We start from the raw sequence: 20,349 nt of genomic DNA, 5'->3' as shown, positions 1-20,349 counted from the left end.
GCAAAAAGGCCCGGGCTCTCAATTGAGGAGTCCGGGCCTATTTGCTTGCCTTGGTGTTAGTTACTTCTTTACGGCCTTCTTTGCTGGTGCCTTTTTTACAGCCTTCTTTACGGCTTTCTTTGCAGGAGCCTTCTTGGCTGCCTTCTTAGCAGGAGCCTTCTTTGCTGCTGCCTTCTTCGCTGGAGCCTTCTTTGCTGCTTTCTTAGTTGCCAAGGTAGTACCTCTCGTCTTTAGTTTTTTACTGCTTCCAGTGCTCTTGTTGCCGACCGCCTTTTTAGGGGCGACCTTACCGCCGCGCAGAGCACTGACCTTCTTCGCGGCAGATTTCGATTTGGCGGAGGCTTTCTTTGGAGCTGCCTTCTTCGCCAGAACTTTTTTTGCTGCAACCTTCTTCGTCGCAGTCTTTTTAACCACAGCCTTCTTGGCAACAGCCTTCTTGACCGCCGGCTTGGTTGCCTTTTTCGCCGCCTTTGCTGGAGCAGCCTTTTTGGCGGGAGCAGCTTTCTTCGCAGGGGCCTTCTTTGCAGCTGGCTTCGTCGGCGGGGTGGAGGTCGGAATCGGCGTCGGGACTTCGGACTGCTTCGTCGCCGGCTGGTAGCTGCTTATCGGCGAGGCTGGCGCCGCGAAGACCTTTGCGTCTTCTGCGTGGGTTCCGTGCAGATCTTCGTCTTCCTCGTCGTCATCGTCATCCGAGGTCATCGTGACCTCCTCTTCTTCTTCGTCGTCATCGCTGAAGCTGTGCAGGTCGTCCTCGTCGTCTTCGGGTTCATCGCCATAGCTGTGATCGTCATCGGCTGCAGTTGCGTAAAGCTTGATTGTGTCATCGAACATCATTGTTGTTATCCCCTCACTGCTCTTACCTTCGGCGCTCTCTGCTTCGTCTTACAATTCGCTACGGCGATAAACTCGTTTACTTCCCGGCACGAGATTCTAGCAACAGGATGCATCCAAGCGCTACCGAAGGCAAGTACTCTTTTTGGTGAGGAAGCTTATCGTGTAGCTTTCTTTTTAGTTTTGGATGTCACACTCTGCTTCGCTGCCGCCAAATTTTTCTTACTCGATGCCCTCCCTGTTGCAGTCAATCCACTCGCCTTCGAGCCGGAGTGTTTGGCGGAGGAGTGCGCCGCACCCTGAGAAACACTGGTCGAAGAAGTGTATGCGCGGCTTCCTGTTCGAGCACGCCTGCCGCGCAGGCGCGTACCAGGCGCGAGCTTCACCGGCTCCGCTACTGCGAGAGACGCACCCGGGCGCACAGTATTCGACGAAAGATGATTCCATCGCCGCAGCTCTTCAACAGAGACGCCGAATCGATCGGCGACGGTGACCAGCGTGTCTCCGCGACGCACGGCATACCGTTGCGGGCGGGCACTCGCAGCGGCGGTCGTCACGGGTACTACGAGCTCGTCTCCTGCATCGACTGCGCCGCCTGCGGGCAGATCGTTCACCTCGGAGATCTCGGCCGCACGAGCGTGCAGAGCGCCTGCGATGCCGTCGAGCGACTCACCAGCCCGCACCACATGGAAGCGCCAGCTGCTGCGTTTGTCTTCGGGAATCTCCTTAAGGCGTTCGGTAAAGGCAGCGCGCGTGCCCACCGGGATATGCAGGTCGAAGGAGATATCGCGCGGTGTGGTCATCCGTAGCAGACTCGGGTTGAGCGCGACGATCTCCTGCAGAGTGGAGTCGGTCACATCCGCGACCAGGCGCAGATCGATCGCGTAGTCCACCGAGACGGTGTCCGACACCACGGCTTCGTCAGGCACCATCTTGTCCAAGCCATACTTCTCGGGATTCTTCGCCATGATGACTGCGGCTAGGATCTTGGGCACGTAGTCACGGGTCTCCTTCGGCAGTGCATTGCGCCGATAGAGCTCCCAGAAGTCGGCATACCCCGTTCGTTGTACGGCGCGCTGCACGTTGCCCGGACCCCAGTCGTAGGCGGCCATCGCAAGGTACCAGTCGCCGAACTGGTTGTAGAGCGCCTTCATATACTTTGCGTAGGCGATCGAAGATTTTTCGGGATCGAAGCGCTCATCGAAGTAGCCGTTGCGCGCCAGGCCGTAGGCGCCGGTGGGCATAAACTGCCACATGCCGCCGGCTCCAGACTTCGCGTTGAGCACTTGCGGCTGAAAACCTGACTCGGCGACGGCAAGATAGATGAGATCCTGCGGCACGCCCTGGTCGGTCAGCGCCTTCTGGATCATGGCCTTGTATTTTCCAGCGCGCTCCATGCTGCGAAGCATGTGGGCGTGGAAGGAGGGCGAGTTCGCGAAGTAGCCGATGTAGCCCGCGACCTGGTCGTTGATGACAAGAGGCAAGTCGGATTTGATCTGTAGCTCCGCCTTCAGCTTTGCGGTCAGCTCGGGGTTGGCCGGGAAGGTGAGGTCTTCGGCGGTGTCGAGCGGCGCCTCTTCGATCTTCGGTGAGAATCCGTTGCCTTGCTTCAGCGCTGCCATCTCAAGCGAGTTCACGGCATTCAACAGATGATCGAACTCATCGGCAAGCTGTGGATCTGTCTTGAGGTCCATGCCGCTGGTCAACATCAGATCGACGGCGGAGTCGAAGTCCAGCCGAGCCGCGTCGAGATGGCCTGAGCGATAGTTATCGACTCCACTGCGGTAAGCTGCCTCGGCAGAGTTGATGAGTTGCTGCACCTTGAAGGCCTTCGCAGAGTTGTCGACGGCCTGCTCCGTGGATGGAACCGCTGCTCCGGGCTGCGCTGTGCTTGAGGTCTTGCCTTGTGCAATCGCAGGAGCTGTCGTCTGGGCAGAAGCCTTGCCCGGCGAGGCCGTGTCGTCCTGTGGGCAGCCAGCGAGCATCACCAGCGGCGCACAGCTCACCACGAGTGCCCACCGCCGCATTGAACTTCCTAAAGTGATTCGCGCCATCGTTCCTGCCAATTGTAAGACGCGCGACCGGTAAATGATGTCTCAATCGCACAATCATCTGCACCGCGCGAACAAAGACGAGTACGGCTTAGAAGAATCGTACGAATGCAGAGACAGAGCGTCGTACACCGATACACGCCTCGTTACTCCGAATCCGTGAAAGAGATGATTGCTTAGTGTGTCGAAAAAGATTGTTCGATGCTTCGCCAGCCGAACGCGATCTCCGAAAGATCCACTCCGCCGATCTCGATCGACTTCTGCGCGACCTGGACTCCGCCGAGCTTTTTGTAGAAGGCGGCCCCAGGGTTTTGTTCTAACACCCATACGAGGACACCGGTGAAACCTTCTCGCCTCAGGCTGTTGGCCAGCGTCTGCATCAGGGTGCGTCCTGCACCTTGGCCTTGTTGAAGGTGGAGGAGGTAGATCGCGTAGATCTCTGCATCGCAGTGCTCCATGCTCTCTCGCGCTCTTCCTCCTGCGGCAAAACCGAAGACTCCGGATTCGTCTTCGGCTACAAAGATCAGCGTGTCAGGTGAGAGAAGCTGGGCCTTCCAAAGCTCGGTTCGCGACTCAAGATTCATAGACGCCAGATAAGATTCGGGGACGATCCCGCGATAAGTAGTCTTCCAGCTTTCGACGTGAACCAGCGCGATGGAGGCTGCGTCTTCGAGTTCACCCTTCCGAATCGTGAAGGCCATGGAGAGATTTGACCACACAGCTTACGCAAAGTTGCCGCTTTTGCATAGCTGACGGCCAGAACCAGGATGCGTCGTCCCGCCGTGCGGGTGTTAAGATGGATATTGAGGCTACCCAGCTACAAAATGGATCCAAGTCACATCCGCAACTTCGCGATCATCGCGCATATCGACCATGGCAAGTCCACTCTTTCCGACCGGCTGCTGGAGCTGACCGGCTCGCTGACCTCGCGCGAGATGCAGGCGCAGGTGCTCGACGCCATGGACCTCGAGCGCGAGCGCGGCATCACGATCAAAGCCCACACCGTCCGCATGATGTACAAGGCGCAGGATGGCGAGACTTATCAGCTCAACCTGATCGACACGCCGGGCCACGTCGACTTCTCCTACGAGGTCTCGCGGTCACTGGCTTCGTGCGAGGGCGCACTACTGGTCGTCGATGCGTCGCAGGGCGTCGAGGCGCAGACGCTTGCCAATGCCTACCTCGCCATCTCGAACGGACTCGAGATTATTCCGATCATCAACAAGATCGACCTGCCCAGCGCCGACATCGAGCGCACGAAGGAGATGATTGAGAAGTCGGTTGGGCTGCCTGCGGACGATGCCATCGCCGTCAGCGCGAAGACCGGACTGAATGTTGCCAGCATCCTCGAGGCTGTCGTCACGCTTCTGCCGCAGCCGTTAGGCGACCCCGAGGCTCCGCTGCAGGCGTTGATCTTCGATAGCTGGTTCGATCCGTACAGAGGCGTCATCGTACTCGCGCGCATCATCAATGGCCGGCTACGCAAGGGCATGAAGATCAAGGTGATGTCGAACGGAAAGACCTTCGACGTTGAGAGTATGGGCGTGATGACTCCGAAGCCGGTAGAGCTTGCCGAACTCAGCGCGGGCGAGGTCGGTTTTTTCGTGGCCACCATCAAGAACGTCGCAGACACCAAGGTCGGCGACACCATCACCTCGGTCGAGAACCCTTGCGCTGAAGCTCTGCCGGGCTTTGAAGACATCAAGAGCATGGTCTTCGCGGGTCTTTACACGGTCGACTCCCACGAGCACGCCATGCTGCGCGATGCGTTGGAGAAGCTTCGCCTCAACGATGCTTCATTTTCCTTCGAGCCGGAGTCTTCGGTCGCGCTTGGCTTCGGCTTCCGCTGCGGCTTCCTGGGACTGCTGCATCTCGAGATCATTCAGGAGCGCCTGGAGCGCGAGTACGATCTCGACCTGATCACCACCGCACCGGGCGTGCGCTACAAGATCACCATGACCGACGGCAGCGTGCGCGAGGTGGACAATCCCTCCCGCTGGCCCGATACCACCGAGATCGAGCAGATCGAAGAGCCAGTGATCGTGGCGAAGATCCTGACCAATGAAGAGTACGTCGGCGGCATATTGAAGCTGGTCGAAGAGAAGCGCGGACGGCAGCAGAATATGGAGTATGTCTCCGACACGCGCGTTCTAATTACGTATGAACTTCCTTTGAACGAGATCGTGCTGGATTTTTATGATCGCCTGAAGACGGTCTCGCGCGGTTATGCGTCGCTCGACTATGCTCTTGCGGGGATGTGGGTTTCGCCGATGGTCAAGATGGAGATTCTTATCGGCGGCGATCCCGTGGATGCACTGTCGATCATCATCCATAAAGATTTTGCGCAGCAGCGTGGCCGTGCCCTCGTTTCAAAGATGCGCGAACTGATTCCGCGCCAGATGTTCGAGGTCGCCATCCAGGCTGCGATCGGCTCCAAGGTCATCGCGCGCGAGACAGTTACTGCGATTCGCAAGAACGTCATCGCGAAGTGCTACGGCGGGGATATCAGCCGAAAGCGCAAGCTGCTGGAGAAGCAGAAAGAAGGAAAGAAGCGGATGAAGAGGATCGGCAAGGTCGACATTCCGCAGGAGGCCTTCCTGGCCGTGTTGAAGGTCGGAGAGGAATAAACCTTCCTTGGATGGTCGAGAAGAACTCTGGCCCTCCAGGGGCAACTCTCAGTCCAAATACGATCAAGTTGCTAGCTTTTTTAGGTGGACAAACTCGGATGTAAAGAGTTGGATTCAACAATTTGTAACCTGGTCGTAACGTTGATCTGTGGAAACCCTTGAAATAGCGTTAGTTGCCGGGAACAGCGAATAGTTCGCTGGAATAACTAAAGCCTCTTCCTTCCAAGCCTTTTATTCGTATGCACTTAGCCCATACGACGTGAAAGGGAGGCAGAAGTTGACGCCAGCCGCAGCTGACGGAAAATGAGTTTGCGCTCTCCGCGATCCACAGATTTTTCCACAGGGTTCCTGTGCTTAGGCTCTTAAAAAGAGCCACTACGCAGTGAACGGAAGCTCTCGCGAGCCTCCGTTCGCTGCGTAGCGATATTTGGTCCTGTGACTACTGCTTGGGTGCGGCGGGTTTAGGAGTCGTTGGACGTGGACGAGCCGTTGTGGGGGCCGGAGAAGACGGGCCCGACGGCGGAGGCGCAGCGACACCCGACGCGGTGTTGTACGCCGTCACGATGGCCTGGGTCACATCGGTGCTCTGATTTGCCCACATTACGTTGCTCTGCTGTCCACTGACATCGAGCAGCAAGGTGTAACCATTCTTGCTCACATAATCTTTCAATGTTACAGATACCTTCGCCGCGACCTTGCCGTAGGCTTCCTGCAGATCCGCGTTGTAAGCAGTCTGAGCATCCTCGGCGTTGCGGTTCAGCTCCTTCTCTTTCGTATCGATGTTGCGCAGGCGGCTGGCGCGCTCTTCATCGGGAAGAGTTGCGGGAGCGCTCTGCAACTGAGCCTTGAGCGAATCGACCTCCTTCGAGAGCGTGTCGATCTGATCCTTTTTGGGCTTGTACTTGTCCTGAATCTGCTGGACGGAGCGCTGGCCTTCATTGGTGGCGAAGACCGCCTGCTCGAAGGCAACCAGCGCGATCTTTGCGGGGATGGCCTGCGGCTCGACGGCGGCGGATGCAGCGGTAGCAGGAGCTGGTGCTGCAGCGGTCTGGGAGACTCCGGCGGTGGTCATCAATCCGGCGCTAAGCGCGGAGATAAGAACGAGGGTGCGATTCATGCGGTCTGTGGTACTCCTTCAGAGTTTCGATCGATTTGATCGTTCCATCACTGGTTACAAAACATCTCGAAAAGTTGAATTTGCTTCAAGGGAGCGATTCGGTCTTCGGAGTCTACCGGGAGTATCCAACCAGGCTTACTCCCCGTAGCCGAACTCCATCACGCAGGGTTACTGCTTCGGCGGCAGCGCCGGCTTGGGAGCGGCCGAGGCGTGCGGACGAGCTGCGGGGGTTGGTGCGGAAGGGACCGGTGCGGCGATTCCCGACGATGTGTTGTACGCATCGAGAACAGCGCGCGAGATATCAGTCCCCTCGCTGGTCCAGAGAACGCTCATCGAACCACCCTGCTGGCCGGTGATATCGAGCAGCATAGTGTAGCCATTGTCTTCCACGTACTTCTTGACGATCGGCGCGAGCTTCTTCGCAACCACACCGACGGCCTGCTGCTGCTCTGCGGAAACGGCCTGCTGGGCATCTTCGCCGTCGCGCTGCAGCTGCTTCTCCTTGATGTCGATGGCGCGGACTTTTGCAGCGCGATCCGCTTCTGTCATCGTCGCGGGAGCGCTCTGCAACTGCTTCTTCAGGGTATCGATCTCCTGGGACTTGGCCTGCAGTTCGGCGCCCTTCGGCTCGTACTTCTTTTGCAGGGTCTGCAGGGCGCGCTGTCCTTCGTTAGTTGCGGCTGCGACCTGCTCGAACTCAATGGTGGCGATCTTCGCGGGAATTGCGTGAGGCGCGACGGGAGCGGGCGCTGTCTGGGTAGAAGCTGCGGCGGGAGCGGCTGCGGTCTGAGCCACGCCTGCAGCGGACGTCATTGCCGCAGCGAGAGCGGTAGCAAAAGCAAAGGTACGATTCATGCGGTGTGTGGTACTCCTTCAGGGATTGGTCAAACCTTGTACGGCTTCGGGCGCACCATCGCGTGCCGTCTGGGCCGTTCCCTCCATCCACTCGATCAACACACTCTTAAGACAGAGTGCGTCATCTTTTACCTCGATCGGACCGACTTCCGTACCAGCAAATCGGCAGCAAAACGAGAGGGCTGCCGGAACACATAGATTATAGGGTCCAGCCGGACAAGGGTCAATTGGACGCAATTTCCGCAATTGCACTATTGAAATATGGAACGCTTCCGCGTGAATCTTCCATTTTCAGAATCTTTGGGCGTCGGTTTGGTGGTATGTCGCAGAGTTTGCCAAGGAATGGGTGATCCTGCTTTTGGTGATTAAATTGCTTCTTGATGAAAGGCAACACGTTGGCTTGATCCGGTGTGTGCCAGACAATGCCCCGGCTCAGCAGAAGCTACACCCAACCGATGGTGTGGACCGTAAGTCCGGAGGTCTGCTTCCTTCATCGGAAGTTTTTCAGGAGGCCAGTGACTGGCCATTAGGATGTGAAGGACCGCTTCCATGAAGCGGTCCTTCTGATTTCGAGAGTAGATACGCCCCAGAAGTCGTAGAAGAGAGTTCTTGCCAAGTGACTTCATTGGGCGTACCCTTGAAGTTGCCTTGTGAACCGGCTGTGGGTGCCGATCGCTGTGTGCCGTCAGAGTTCGTGGAGGCGGCAAAGACACAGGATTACAGTAGACCGGATTTGTCGGACTCTGTCGCAAACAGGTAGAGGGTGAAAAGAAGGTTCGCCGCTGTCAGGCGCTCCAGGTTGCGCGTAGCCGGCGGATTGCCGGTGTGATGACAGCCGAATACCAAAAGAAGACGTCCGTTCGAGTAAAACTTGAGACCGTTTCATCCGACGCTGCAAAACCGGTTTGGTTCCTCCTCCGTGAATCTCACGGGGAAGAAGAGGCCGTCTGCGTGGGAGAAAACGCTAATTGCGATCTAAAGCAATAGGAAGTGGAAGCATGACTTCAGAGCAGAATGTACCCGAGGTAGATTCTCACCAGGGTTCGACAATGTCCCCCGTCCAGCAGGACGGAGAGGCGCAATTTGCCGGGCAGAATATCCCGCACGGCATGGGTCAGTCCAAAAGCAGCCGCCGCCGCCGCCGCAAGCGGAAGAGCAAAGGACCGGACGCTCCGCAGAGTGTCCAGTCGGGCGAACAGGGCGCAGGGCAGCCCATCGGCTCCCTTCAGGGTTCAGCCGCTCCACAACCCATCCAGCCGCAGGGCGGACAAGGTTTTCAGGCCGGCGCAGGCCAGCAGCAGAATGGCTCGCCCACGGCAAAGCGCTGGAAGAAGAAGTTCCGTGACCGCGACCGTCCGCGCTCGCCGGAGAATCCCGGCAACGTCGCCAGCGGAAGCAATGGTGGCGGGTTCAGTAGCAACGGCGGCGGCTATCGCGATCGCGACACCCATCAGCCCGGCAACAACAGTGGCGGGTTCAAGCGCAAGGGTGGCGGCGGCAGGCAGCAATCGCGCGGACCTCGCAGCTTTGTCGGCCCCATGGACCACAGCTATCGCGCAGTGAACGGCAACTTCGCGGACACTCCGCCCTCCACCATGGACTCGCATAACGGCAACTACCAGGGCCGCAGCAATGGTCATGGCGGCGGCCGTAGCTATCAGAGCGACTCGCAACCCATCGACTACTCTCAGGGCCGCGCTATTCCGATTGCGGAAGATGCGCCGACGAAGATTTTCTTTTTCATCGAAGATCTCTTCTTCATCGCCAAAATCTCCGAGACTGCACGCAAGCTCGGGGTCAAGATCGCATTCGTCAAGAACGATAAAGAGGCCATCGCCGCACTCGTTGGCGGCGAAGAAGAGGACCGTCCAGGTCTGATCGTCTTCGATCTCAACAACGCGAACGCCAAGCCTTTGACGCTGATTCCCAAGTTGAAGGCGAAGCTCAAGCGCAGCACCTCCATTGTCGGCTTCCTGTCGCACCTGCAGGGAGATCTGAAGGCGAAGGCTGTAGAAGCTGGTTGCGACACCGTGATGCCGCGCGCAGCCTTCTCGCAGAACCTGCCGAACCTCCTCCGCCGCTATGGGATGGAAGAGGAAGAAGAGCCGAACTTCAACCAATAAGTCAGAGGGCAAACCCTTGCGGCTGAAGTTTGACGAAGTCCAGTTAGAGCCCGGGAGATTCTCTCGGGCTCAGCTTTTTTAAGAACTAACCCGGGGGCCAGGTCATGTGTCTGCCGCCCAGCAGATGAAGGTGCAGGTGGTTCACCGTCTGCCCGCCGTCATCGCCTGTGTTTACGACGATCCGGTAGCCTTTGCTTAGATTCTCGCTGCGCGCGATCTCCGCCGCAGCCGACATCAGCGAACCTAAGAGCGCCGCGTCTTTCGCGTCTGACTTCGCCGTCGAAGCGATGTGTTGTTTGGGAATGATCAGCAGGTGCGTGGGAGCCTGGGGATTGATATCGGGAAACCCGATGCAGAACTCATCTTCGTAGACGCGGTTCGCCGGAATATCTCCGGCTACGATCCGGCAGAAGAGGCAGTCGGAAGATGCGGAGTTGCTCAACTTGACCTTCATTATGGTTGAAAGTACTTCGGATGCTGCCCTGCTGTCCAGGGGTTATACGCCAGTGCGAAGGCCGCGCGGCTTGCAGTGGAGGGGTGTCCGTCGGTCCAGAAATCGACCCATGGATGTGGCGTTGGATCGTCGAGCGAGTTCTCTCCAAGTTTCTGGAAACCTTGCTGTGTGGTGGTTTGCGGGTCGGCGACGATGCCGTGAATCGCCTCCTGCCCGTACACGTCGGCGGCATGTTCCATCGAACGGCTCACCGCGTTTTCAAAGGGCTCAGAGATAAAGTTCAGAATATTCAATCCCAGCACCAGAACCGCCAGGCAGGCCCAGTCGCTCTGAGAGCGAATCCCCCATCGCGCACCATACTTCGCGACGAGCCAACTCGTCATTCGCTGTCCCACGAAGAATCCGAGAAGCAGAAACACCGCGCTGAACAGCAGACCACGCACAATGTGGTGGAGCGCATAGTGGCCAAGCTCATGTCCGAAGACTCCGGCGAGCTCATCGTGCGTCGCGGCCGCGATCGTCGTATCCCACAACACCAGCCGCTTCGAGGGTCCGAAGCCGGTGACGTAGGCGTTCATGCTCGTTACCTTGCTGCTGGCTCGCATGAAGAACATCCTGTTCGGCGGCATAGCGACTCCGCTGCGAGCCACTACCCGCTCCAGCTGCGCCACCAGCGCGGGATCGCGTTGCTGGAGGGGTTCGAACTTGTTGAAGAGAGGATCGACCAGAACCGGCGAGACGAAGATCCCAAACAACACGGCGATCATCGTCGGGATCCAGAACCAGAACCACCAGTGCTTCGGCGACCTCCGGATTACCCAAAACAGCACCATCACCAGCACGCCCGCCACCAGCCATGTCAGCAGAAAACTCTTGCCCCAATCCGCAAACCAGCTTTCCCATCGCTGCACCGAGAGCCCATACACCAGCGATACGTGATGTCCATAGAGCCGCAGCGGCGCATTCAACAGCGTAGTCAGCAGCAGGAAGAGAAAGACAAAGACAAAACACTGGCCCCACCGACTCTTTGTCACTCTCTCTGCAGCATCACGCATCCGCGCGGGTACACCCAGCACAAGCAGTAGCACCAGTTGCAGAATCCCCCAGCCCTCCGAGGCAAAGTGGAGCACGGTGCGATCGCGAAACAGCTCCTTGGCTAACTTGAGCTTCTCTGGCGGCAGCGTATAGGCCGTTCGATTCTGCGCGGCCTCCCGGAGAGCCTGCGCTTCGGTTGGAGTCGCCCTCAGCACCCGCGACGACGCGATCGTCACAACCAGGAGGCCGATCGCCAGAAGCAGCAAAACTGCGCGCACATTCAACAATCTCAATCTAAAGGCTCCATCCACCGTGAAGCCAGTGTGCCTGATCCGCCAAGGCCAACGCAAAGCCCGCACCCTGCGCGATCGCGAATCACCTCTGCAACTCAGCTCCAGGCTCCGCGCTAATCTCCAACCCGAAGCGCGACAGCTCGCGCTTCTGCAGGTTGTAGTCGATGAAGAAGCCAATTCCAATCGCCAGCGGGATGATGCCGGCGGCTGATCCTGCCAATACATCCCGCTCCTGCACAATAACGCTGAGGGCCACAAAAAACAGGATCAACCCCATCCCAACCGAGACCAAAACTATTCCTGTACGCCGTGCGTTGCCGAGACTGCGCAGCGGGTCTCTAACGCGCTTCTCCTCGTCGCCACTGCCTAAGAGCTTCTCGATCTCGGCGATCGGAATGCCACGCGCAATCATGGCCATGCGTTGTTCCGCCTTGTTTCGGCGTTGTTGGGCTTCAAACCAGATACCTGAAATGATGGCGACGGCACCGACGGCGCAACCGGCCACCGGCACAATAAAAGGACTCATCATAAAATCCATGGGCTACCTCCTCTTTCTGCCCGCGTTAGACCGGAACACTTCTGCAAAGTTTCACTCGCGCCAATGAAACTTTAGGAGCACTCTATGGTCTAACCCCGCTTGGACGCCGATCTCACCTTCGAACAGCTGGTACGCGAACATCAGTCCATGGTCTTCCGCACCCTGCTGCGCCTGACCGGAAGCCGAGAGCATCTCGACGATCTCGCCCAGGACGTCTTCCTCCGCCTCTACCGTGCACTCCCCAGCTTTCGCGGAGAGGCACTTATTACCACCTATCTCTATCGCATCGCCGTCAACGTCGCGCAGGACGAGTGGAAGCGACGTCGCCGTGACGATCGCTCCCACATCTCACTCTCCGACGAAACGTCTGACTGGGAGGAGCGTCTCGCGCACCCGGACCGCAACGCAGAGCAGAAGATAGAGGAGCGCGAGTTTCAGCAGGCCGTCGAAGAGCAGCTTCAACTTCTCAGCAAGATTGAGCGAACCATCCTCATTCTCTATCATCAAGAGGAGCGCACTTACGAGCAGATCTCGTACGCACTGGGGATGCCGATCGGCACGGTTCGAACTCATCTGCACCGCGGGAGAAAAAAACTCCGCGAAGCCATTCAGCAACGTCAAACAAACGAGAGGAGACCGGCATGTCAGACGACTTGAAGAACACGCAGCCCGAAGAGAGAGCCGCAGATCTCGAGCACGAGCTGGACCAGCGCCTCCTCCGTGCTCTCGAGGCTGCGCCCGAAGTCGACATCCCCGCTGACTTTGCTGCCCGTGTCGCCCGTAACCTCCCTGCACGCCGGCCGGAGTTCGTCACCGCCACCCACTACGGCGAACATGCAGTCTTCCTCGGTATGCTCCTTACGCTGGCGGTGCTTATCGTCCTGACACTGCACAACGGCAGGCACGCCGGCTTCGGACTGGCGGAGTCTCTCCTGCTGACCCAGTTCCTCGCGCTCACCATATGGATCAGCGTTCGGCGCCATGGAGTGAGCTAGGCCGCCTGTCGACCAAACCCGCGCCACTGCGTCCAACCAGCAGTCATCTGCGCCAAGGCCGCAAAGCGCAAGCTGGTGCGCGCGGCATCGACACTTCCGATACACTCGGCAGCAGGCGTATTTTGCAGGCGAAACGAGTTTCCCTTTCCATGAAGAGACAAAGAGTGGCAGTAGCCGGCGTGGGTCTTGCCGGTTTGGTAGTGGTCGCAATCTCCTCCGTCAGCCCCATCGCGGCAGCAGCAACCAAAAGTCCTGAAACCGCACCGGCAGCGGTCCTGATCGACACTATGGAGTCGGAGCTGCATCGCGCGATGAACTCGCTCGGCAACACCGCAACCGACGCTACCCAACAACCGAAGCCCTACTTCCTCAGCTACGCCGTCTCCGACAGCGACAACATGAGCCTTACCGCGCAGTTCGGCGCCATCACCGGCTCTCATCAAAGCCACCGGCGCACTGCCGACGTTCAGGTTCGTCTCGGCACTCCCGCCGAAGACAATACTCATGGCGATCATCGCAACAGCGCCCTCACTACCATTCCGCTGCCTCTTGCCAACGACAGCGACGCCATCGCGCGTACGCTCTGGTTCGCCACCAACCGCGGCTACGGGAAGGCACTCGACGGTTATCTGAAGGTGAAGACCGAACAGCAGGTTCGTGCCAAAGAAGAGGACGCATCCGCGGACTTCTCGAAGGAGACACCTGCGTCTGCGATCCTGCCGCCTTCTCCTGCGTTGGTCGTCGACACCGCCACCTGGCAGACTCGTCTGCGCGAACTCTCCGGCCTCTTCAAGCAATACCCAGACGTCTTCTATAACAACGTCGCGCTCGAAGCTTCCACCGAGACGGACTACTTCGTCTCCTCCGAAGGCGCCAAGGTCGCGACTCCGAATCATGTTGCTCGCCTGGTCATCGTGGCCCGCACCCGCGCCGCCGACGGCATGGATCTCTTCCGCGCCGAGACCTTCGAGGCCGACGAGGTTGCGCATCTTCCCGATCAGAAGACCCTCACCGACAAGACCATGGCGATGGCCAAAAATCTCGAAGCTCTCCGCGAGGCTCCCGTCACTGAGCCCTTCAACGGTCCCGCAATTCTCAGTGGCCGCGCCTCGGCGGTCTTCTTCCACGAAGTCCTGGGGCATCGCCTCGAAGGACAACGCCAGCGTGGAGACGACGAAGGACAGACCTTCACCAAGCTCCTGGGCAAGCAGATTCTGCCGACGTTTCTCAGCGTCTCCGACGATCCCACGCTCACCGACTTCCACGGCACGCCTCTCAGCGGCCACTACAGCTACGACGATGAGGGCCAACAGGCGCGCCGCGTCGACCTGATCAAAGACGGTGTCCTCGATACCTTCCTGATGTCGCGTCTTCCTATCGCCAGCTTCTCTACCTCAAATGGCCACGGCCGCGCCGAGACCGGCCACATGCCCACCGGCCGCCAGGGAAACCTCATCGTCACCTCCTCGAAGACCGTCAGCGACGCGGAGCTGCGCGAGATGTTGAAGGCCGAAGCTAAAAAACAGGGCAAAGCCTACGGCCTCTACTTTGAAGACATCTCCTCTGGCTTTGCAGTTACCACCCGCCGCTCGCCGCAGGCCTTCCAGGTCATTCCGCTGGTCGTCTATCGCGTCTACGTGGATGGCCGCCCAGACGAACTCGTGCGCGGCGTCAGCATCGTAGGCACGCCCCAGGCCGCGCTCAACCGCATCCTCGCCACTAACGACAAGCAGGACGTCTTCAACGGCATCTGCGGAGCCGAGTCGGGCAGTATCCCCGTCAGCGCAGTTGCTCCTGCCATGCTCGTCAGCGAGATCGAAACCCAGCGCCAGGCACAGGGCACAGCGCGTCCGCCCATTCTTCCTCCGCCTGGAGCGGACTCAGCAGGCGGTGGAAAGGTGGCCCAATAATGAAATTGCATCTACGTAAGTTACAAATCTGCGGCCTGCTCTCCTCCGTGCTTTACTCTGCAGCTTTGCTCAGCACGGTGGCAGACACAAATAGCGCAGCTGCACAGACTGCTGCGCCGGCGAATGATCCTCTTCTCCGCGCCATGCAGTTAGAGCTCGACCGCGAGAAGTCTCTTCTGCTTCCCGGCATGCAGCGGCCCTACTACGTGGAGTACCGACTAGATGATATGACCTCTTATGAGGCGGTCGCGAACTACGGCGCGCTCACTCGCGAAGAGGAAAACCGTCAGCGCATCGTTCGCGTCACCGTCCGCATCGGCGACTACACCACCGACAGCAGCACCAGCCGTGGCGACGGCAGTCTTGAGCTTGCCCCTACCGACGACAATCCGGAAGCTCTACGATATGCTCTCTGGACTGCGACCGACACCGCGTACAAGAACGCCCTGCGTGCGTACTCGACAAAACAAGCTGCGCTGAAGCAGTTTCAGTCCGCGCAGGCCCAACCCGACTTTGCCCAGGCGAAGCCTGTCGTACAGATCTCGCCACTCGCCACTCTCGACCTTGATCGCGACGAGTGGAAGCGCCGCATCGTCGAAGTCAGCGGTCTCTTCTCCTCTGACAAGCAGGTGCGTCCCTTCGCCGAGCACGTACAGTACTCCGTCGCAAACATTCGCGGCATCGCGCTTAACCGTTATCTCGTCAATACCGAAGGCACCGTGCTGCGTCAGGGTTACACCGGATATGACGGCGCCATCAGCGTGGGGGGACAGGCCGCAGACGGCATGCGTCTGAGCCGCGACAACGGCACGGTTGCCGCCAGCGCAAAGGATCTCGAGAGCGCCAGCGCTTTTCGCAAGCGTGCCATCGAAGACCTCAAGAGCTACGAGGAGTTGCGTAACGCACCCGTAGTCTCCGCGGACGATTATCATGGGCCAGTCCTGTTCAGCGGAGACGCAGCCGCCGACGTGATCGATCGTCTCTTCGTCCCCAACATCGAAGCCGACCGGCCCGAGATGGGCACGACTGCCCGCACTACCGGTGCCTACTCTTCGAGCTTCAAAGCGCGCGTCCTGCCGCAGATGCTCAGCGTTACCGATGATCCGCTCCAGGCAAAGTTCGACGGCAAGGCCTTGCTTGGCGCCTACACCTTTGACGACGAAGGCGTCCCTGCACAGTCGGTCGATATCGTCGTCAGCGGCAAGCTGGAGAACTTCCTCATCGGCCGCGAACCCGTCCGGGACTTCGACACCTCGAACGGCCATGGCCGCGCCGCTCCCGCACAGGCGGCGCACTCCCGCGCAGGAGTCATTCTGGTCAAATCCAGCCAGCCGCTCTCGCGAGAGGAACTCAATAAACGCCTCCTCACGATGGCGAAGGAGCAGGGCCGCGATGTTTACTCGGTCGAGACCCTCGGCGGTGAACTGCTGCCGCGCCTGCTCTATCTCGTGCACCCTGACGGCACCCGCCAGTTAGTTCGCGGTGCCATCTTCGACGAGCTCGACAACCGCAGCCTGCGCTCCGACATCGTGGCCGCGGGCAATGATCCCTACGTCTCAAACTCCCTCGGCACCGTACCGCAAACCACCATCGCGCCCAGCATGCTCTTCGACGACATCGGTGTAAAGCGCGCCACGCTAGAGCAGCAGAAGCTGCCTTACTACGAGCCGCCTGCGCTGCCCGGCAAGTAGCCGATCGAATCCGCGGAAAGGTTAAGGAAGAAACGGTGCCTCTCGACCCACGCATACTCCGTCCCGTCGCTGTCGGACTGGCCCTCGTGCTGCTCTATGGCAGCCGCCTGACCAAAGGCTCAGTGAGCGAAACCACAGACGGCCTCGTCTTCCGCGTCAAGCCGCTCTTCGCCTGGTCTCGCGCCATCGCCCTGCCAGCTTACATCCTCTTCTTTCTTTACCTCGCGACGACGCAAAAGCAACAGGTTCAGTGGTGGATGGCGCTGCTCTTTCTGGCGGCCATCGCGCTCGGCCTCATGCAGATGCCAGGCACCATCACGCTGACTCCTGTCGATATCAAACAGCGCTTCTGGTTCCAGCCGTCGAAGACTATTCGCTACAACGAGGTGATAACGATCCAGGCTATGCAGGGTAGCCGCATGACCCGCGTGGTCGGCGACAACCGCGTCACGATCACGCACAGCTCTAATCACTGCGCTGCGACAGAGTTTCAACAAGAGATGGAACGCCGCACCGGCAAACGCATCCTCGCGTAACTCAACCGTCTAGTCCGTTCTAATCAGATAAGGCGCGGCGTCCGGATCCTTCGGATGAATGCTGTCGGCCACCTCACTGGCGTTGCTCTTGTTCGGCAGCCTCGGGCTGATCCTGACCCAATGCCCTGTCGGCCCCGGAAACTCGATCACCTTGGCCGTCGCGTAGCGGCGAATCATCTGCTCTTTCAGCTTCACCGCATCGGACTCATGCGCGAACGCACCAACCTGCACGCACCATCTGCCACCCGGATCGGCATTTGCACGAACCGGTGCTGCGAATGCCTCCACCTTCACTTTGGCCACGCCAGCGCGATACACGCCCGTCGCCTTCGCAGCCGCGAGCGACAGATCGATGATGCGGCCATGGACGAATGGACCACGGTCGGTAATTTTCACGACCACTGACTCATTATTAGTCAGGTTCGTCACGCGAACCATGGTTCCCATCGGAAGCGTCAGGTGCGCCGCAGTCATCGCATTCTGGTCATACACTGTGCCATCGGCGCCCTTTCGGCCAGCATAGGGAGGCCCGTACCAGCTCGCCAAGCCGACCTCACTCGAAACGGGCTTACCCAGATTGCTCGGCACGGGTGCTGGGGCAACATTGGCAGTGTCTGCAGAAGAGCTCGGGCGCACCGGCCGAGCGGTCTTTGCGTAAGTGGAAGCGGTCGTCGCGGACGGTGGCGGTGGCGGCCGGTACGCCCGTGTCGTCTCTTTATGGCAGCCGCTCACCATCAGCGCACACGCTGAAAAGATCACTGCGCCACCAAACCGGGCGCGCATCACGGCTTCGACGCATCTTTCGGCGGCGGTGGGGGAGCCGATGACCTTCGCGCATGGTCGTCTATCTTCGAGGCAAGCTTATGCAACTCTGCCGCAGCCGCGCGTAGCGCCTCAGAGCTGTTGCGCCGCACATCGGGCACTACCTCGTCGTTGATGTACTTGACAACGTGCTTCAGATCTTCTTCCAGATGCGTCGCCGCATCCCGCAACTGCTGCTCCCACGGTCGTTTCGGCTGTTCTGTCGGCACGCGCGCACCTCTACTTCATGATTAGATGACGCCCAAAACACAAGCGTCAACTTCCATCGAGTGTCGCAGACACGATGTGCCGGGATGGTAACGATCAGGCTCTCGACCTCGGTCCGGGGACAGATACAACTTGCAGTAGCGTTCCTGCGTCCGTTATACATAGGCAAACGCTTATAAAATTTGCTCATGCGAACGATTCGCCCCAATCTTTTTAGCCGGGCCAATCCAAAGCCTGCAAGGGAGTATTTTTGACGAATGCAAGGGTACGTCCGACTTCGAGGATATCTTTCAGGTCGGTAAAGACTTTAGCTGGCCTTGCATTGGCAGCATCCGCAGTAACAGCCGCGATAGCCCAGACTCCCCAGCCTCAGTCCCCTGTGACGGATGCCCTGCTCTCCTTGCCTGATGCCCCCGGCTTCTCCAGCAGCGATGCTGTAACCGGCGAGTCCAGCTCCGCCGAGGGTCTTGCAGATTACGAACATGGCTTCATCCCCGCGCCAAAGCTGCACGTAAAGCTGCCTACCCGGCGCGATATGACCATCCTGCCCGGGCAGATCGCACCCCAGCTCGACTCTCACGACAAGGTAGTCCTCGGTCTCAAAGAGTCCGTGACAGTCTTCTCCGTCATTGGCTGGGCGACCTCCGCCGGCTACAGTCACCTGACCAACGGCAGCCCGAACTACGGGACCGACAAGGCAGCCTTCGGCGAACGGCTTGGCGGAACTGCGCTTCGCAACGTCAGCGAAAGCATCTTCAGCGTCTCTCTGTTCGCGCCCCTTTTGCATGAAGATCCCCGCTATTACAAGATGGGCAATGGCAATAACTTCTTCAAACGGGTCGTCTACGCTGCCACCCGGCCCATTATCACCAAAACCGACAGCGGCAACTCCACCGTCAACCTCTCTCTCCTCAGCGGCAACCTCTTCGGTGCAGCTCTGACCAACGCCTACTACCCGCAGCCAAACCGAGGCTTCAGCCAGACCATGCAGACCTTCGGAACCTCGGTCGGCGGCTCCGCGATCGGGTTCGTCGTCACCGAATTCCTTGACGATGCGCTGGTGGCGGCTCACCTTAAGAAGGCTGACTGATCTTACTTTTATGTTGTGGCTTCCTGGTTTCATAATGTGGCCCGATACAGAAAATAATTTGACTCGAATAGGCATGCGTTGCTGGTTGCTGACCACAGCGCTACTGCTCTCTGCCGCAAGCGCGCGCCCGCAGGCCCTCACGCAGCCCCCAACGCAAGATGAGACTGTTGCAATCCTCTCGGACTCCCCTTCGAAGGAATCCCCTCACGCCAATCTTCCCGACCTAGACCTTCCCGATGCGCCCAGCGCCGTCGATACCTCCCAGAGCAACGTCGTTGCGTTAGCTCAAGCCTCGTTTCAACAGACCGGCGACGGCGCGAAGCCCTGCAACGCCTTCCGCGCCATGAAGGTCGTCTACTACAACCCCAATCGCCTCGACCAGGTACCCAGACCCTGCGCGAACCTTATCTATCCCTACCAAAAGTTTCTCGGCACCAACATCGTCATTCCCATGACCTGGCAGGAGAAGGGTTATCTCGCGCTTCACGACCTTGCCGATCCCGCGAACTTCCTCACCATCGTCGGCATCTCCGCCATCTCTGTCGCCGCAGACTCGCACTCCGCTTACGGCCCCGGACTCAAAGGCTTTGGAAAATCCGTCGGTGTCAGTTATCTGCAGGATGTCACCGGTCAATTCTTCGGCGCCTTCGCCATTCCCGTGGCCTTTCACCAGGACCCGCGCTACTTCCGCATGCCGAACGCTCGGCTCTCGAAGCGCATCCTCTACTCCATCTCGCGCACCATCATCTCCCGCCACGACGATGGCACCCCCATGCCCAACTACGCTGTTCTCCTCAGCTATCCCATCGACGCAGTCCTCGCCAACCAGTACGTGCCCGGCATCCATAACGATGCCTCCTCTACCGTCACGCGCGTCGTAACCAGCTATGCCATCGACCCCGCCGGCAATCTGCTCAACGAATTTCTGCCCGACGTAGCCAGCCACGTCCACGTTCGCATCATCTTCGTTCAGCGCATTCTGAACAATATTGCGAACGGCACCAACGGCATTAACCTGCAGTAAGCTCCGACACGGGCCCAAAACTCCTCCCCATCCACCACCGCCCATCGCCATTCAATGCAGATTCCTGCCATTCGATACCACATGCTTCGATCTGGCCCTCCTCCTGAGTAGTGTTAACAAGGAAGTCGAACAGAATTGATCGTGCATCTG

19 protein-coding genes are annotated in these 20,349 nt (G+C 58.9%); 9 read left to right on the top strand and 10 right to left on the bottom strand.

Going from position 1 to position 20,349, the window contains the following annotated elements:
* Positions 1-60: 60 nt before the first annotated feature.
* The 3 genes from GSQ94_RS21060 to GSQ94_RS05620 all read right to left on the bottom strand — a co-directional run bounded on the left by GSQ94_RS21060 (position 61) and on the right by GSQ94_RS05620 (position 3,583).
* A complete protein-coding gene (locus GSQ94_RS21060; protein WP_216843017.1) occupies positions 61-834 on the bottom strand; it encodes a hypothetical protein in 774 nt (257 codons plus the stop codon).
* A gap of 155 nt (positions 835-989) precedes the next feature.
* Positions 990-2,858 carry a transglycosylase SLT domain-containing protein gene (locus GSQ94_RS05625; protein ID WP_254063669.1) on the bottom strand — a complete coding sequence of 623 codons (1,869 nt, stop codon included), beginning with the start codon at positions 2,856-2,858 and terminating at the stop codon, positions 990-992.
* Positions 2,859-3,058: 200 nt separating this feature from the next.
* On the bottom strand, positions 3,059-3,583 hold the full coding sequence (locus GSQ94_RS05620; protein ID WP_158942320.1) for a GNAT family N-acetyltransferase: 525 nt from the start codon (positions 3,581-3,583) through the stop codon (positions 3,059-3,061).
* A gap of 123 nt (positions 3,584-3,706) precedes the next feature.
* Here GSQ94_RS05620 and lepA point away from each other — a divergent pair, with 123 nt between their 5' ends.
* Positions 3,707-5,509, top strand: a complete 1,803-nt coding sequence (gene lepA, locus GSQ94_RS05615; RefSeq protein WP_158942318.1) for a translation elongation factor 4 — start codon at positions 3,707-3,709, stop codon at positions 5,507-5,509.
* A 439-nt stretch (positions 5,510-5,948) separates the two neighbouring features.
* On the opposite strand, the gene GSQ94_RS05610 is transcribed toward lepA, so the two are convergent.
* Positions 5,949-6,626 carry an OmpH family outer membrane protein gene (locus GSQ94_RS05610; RefSeq protein ID WP_158942316.1) on the bottom strand — a complete coding sequence of 226 codons (678 nt, stop codon included), beginning with the start codon at positions 6,624-6,626 and terminating at the stop codon, positions 5,949-5,951.
* 168 nt (positions 6,627-6,794) lie between these two features.
* Positions 6,795-7,481 (bottom strand): OmpH family outer membrane protein, encoded by a 687-nt coding sequence (locus GSQ94_RS05605; protein WP_158942315.1) that lies wholly within the window; start codon positions 7,479-7,481, stop codon positions 6,795-6,797.
* 998 nt (positions 7,482-8,479) lie between these two features.
* Here GSQ94_RS05605 and GSQ94_RS05600 point away from each other — a divergent pair.
* Positions 8,480-9,604 carry a response regulator gene (locus tag GSQ94_RS05600; protein WP_158942314.1) on the top strand — a complete coding sequence of 375 codons (1,125 nt, stop codon included), beginning with the start codon at positions 8,480-8,482 and terminating at the stop codon, positions 9,602-9,604.
* 85 nt (positions 9,605-9,689) lie between these two features.
* Here the strand turns inward: GSQ94_RS05600 and GSQ94_RS05595 are convergent, their stop codons facing one another.
* The 3 genes from GSQ94_RS05595 to GSQ94_RS05585 form a co-directional block, all read right to left on the bottom strand.
* Positions 9,690-10,046 (bottom strand): histidine triad nucleotide-binding protein, encoded by a 357-nt coding sequence (locus tag GSQ94_RS05595; protein WP_371417448.1) that lies wholly within the window; start codon positions 10,044-10,046, stop codon positions 9,690-9,692.
* An 11-nt stretch (positions 10,047-10,057) separates the two neighbouring features.
* Positions 10,058-11,386, bottom strand: a complete 1,329-nt coding sequence (locus GSQ94_RS05590) for a M48 family metallopeptidase (RefSeq protein ID WP_254063668.1) — start codon at positions 11,384-11,386, stop codon at positions 10,058-10,060.
* An 82-nt stretch (positions 11,387-11,468) separates the two neighbouring features.
* Positions 11,469-11,924, bottom strand: a complete 456-nt coding sequence (locus GSQ94_RS05585) for a DUF6249 domain-containing protein (protein ID WP_158942312.1) — start codon at positions 11,922-11,924, stop codon at positions 11,469-11,471.
* Between the two features lie 99 nt (positions 11,925-12,023).
* Between GSQ94_RS05585 and GSQ94_RS05580 the strand changes: the two genes are divergently transcribed.
* The 5 genes from GSQ94_RS05580 (at position 12,024) to GSQ94_RS05560 (ending at position 17,056) form a co-directional block, all read left to right on the top strand.
* On the top strand, positions 12,024-12,581 hold the full coding sequence (locus GSQ94_RS05580; protein ID WP_158942311.1) for an RNA polymerase sigma factor: 558 nt from the start codon (positions 12,024-12,026) through the stop codon (positions 12,579-12,581).
* Entirely contained in the window at positions 12,566-12,919 is a 354-nt protein-coding gene (locus GSQ94_RS05575; RefSeq protein WP_158942310.1) for a hypothetical protein, read from the top strand. The genes GSQ94_RS05580 and GSQ94_RS05575 overlap by 16 nt, the downstream gene beginning before the upstream one ends.
* 149 nt (positions 12,920-13,068) lie before the next feature.
* The gene (locus tag GSQ94_RS05570) at positions 13,069-14,829 is read left to right on the top strand and encodes a metallopeptidase TldD-related protein (protein ID WP_158942309.1); all 1,761 of its coding nucleotides are present in this window, start codon (positions 13,069-13,071) and stop codon (positions 14,827-14,829) included.
* Positions 14,829-16,520 carry a metallopeptidase TldD-related protein gene (locus GSQ94_RS05565; protein WP_158942308.1) on the top strand — a complete coding sequence of 564 codons (1,692 nt, stop codon included), beginning with the start codon at positions 14,829-14,831 and terminating at the stop codon, positions 16,518-16,520. The genes GSQ94_RS05570 and GSQ94_RS05565 overlap by 1 nt, the downstream gene beginning before the upstream one ends.
* A gap of 35 nt (positions 16,521-16,555) precedes the next feature.
* The gene (locus tag GSQ94_RS05560) at positions 16,556-17,056 is read left to right on the top strand and encodes a hypothetical protein (RefSeq protein ID WP_158942307.1); all 501 of its coding nucleotides are present in this window, start codon (positions 16,556-16,558) and stop codon (positions 17,054-17,056) included.
* 9 nt (positions 17,057-17,065) lie between these two features.
* Here GSQ94_RS05560 and GSQ94_RS05555 read toward each other — a convergent pair whose 3' ends face one another.
* The gene (locus GSQ94_RS05555; RefSeq protein ID WP_158942306.1) at positions 17,066-17,839 is read right to left on the bottom strand and encodes a septal ring lytic transglycosylase RlpA family protein; all 774 of its coding nucleotides are present in this window, start codon (positions 17,837-17,839) and stop codon (positions 17,066-17,068) included.
* The gene (locus GSQ94_RS05550) at positions 17,839-18,087 is read right to left on the bottom strand and encodes a hypothetical protein (protein ID WP_158942305.1); all 249 of its coding nucleotides are present in this window, start codon (positions 18,085-18,087) and stop codon (positions 17,839-17,841) included. Before GSQ94_RS05550 ends, GSQ94_RS05555 begins: the two co-directional genes overlap by 1 nt.
* Before the next feature lie 320 nt (positions 18,088-18,407).
* Between GSQ94_RS05550 and GSQ94_RS05545 the strand changes: the two genes are divergently transcribed.
* Both GSQ94_RS05545 and GSQ94_RS05540 read left to right on the top strand, forming a co-directional pair.
* Positions 18,408-19,175: a hypothetical protein gene (locus GSQ94_RS05545; protein ID WP_158942304.1), complete on the top strand. Its 768-nt coding sequence runs from the start codon at positions 18,408-18,410 to the stop codon at positions 19,173-19,175.
* 73 nt (positions 19,176-19,248) lie between these two features.
* Entirely contained in the window at positions 19,249-20,199 is a 951-nt protein-coding gene (locus tag GSQ94_RS05540; RefSeq protein ID WP_158942303.1) for a hypothetical protein, read from the top strand.
* Positions 20,200-20,349 lie beyond the last annotated feature (150 nt).

Source organism: Granulicella sp. S190, from assembly GCF_009766095.1.
In the GTDB taxonomy this organism is placed as follows: Bacteria; Acidobacteriota; Terriglobia; order Terriglobales; family Acidobacteriaceae; genus Edaphobacter.
This window is presented reverse-complemented; position numbering and strand designations above follow the sequence as displayed.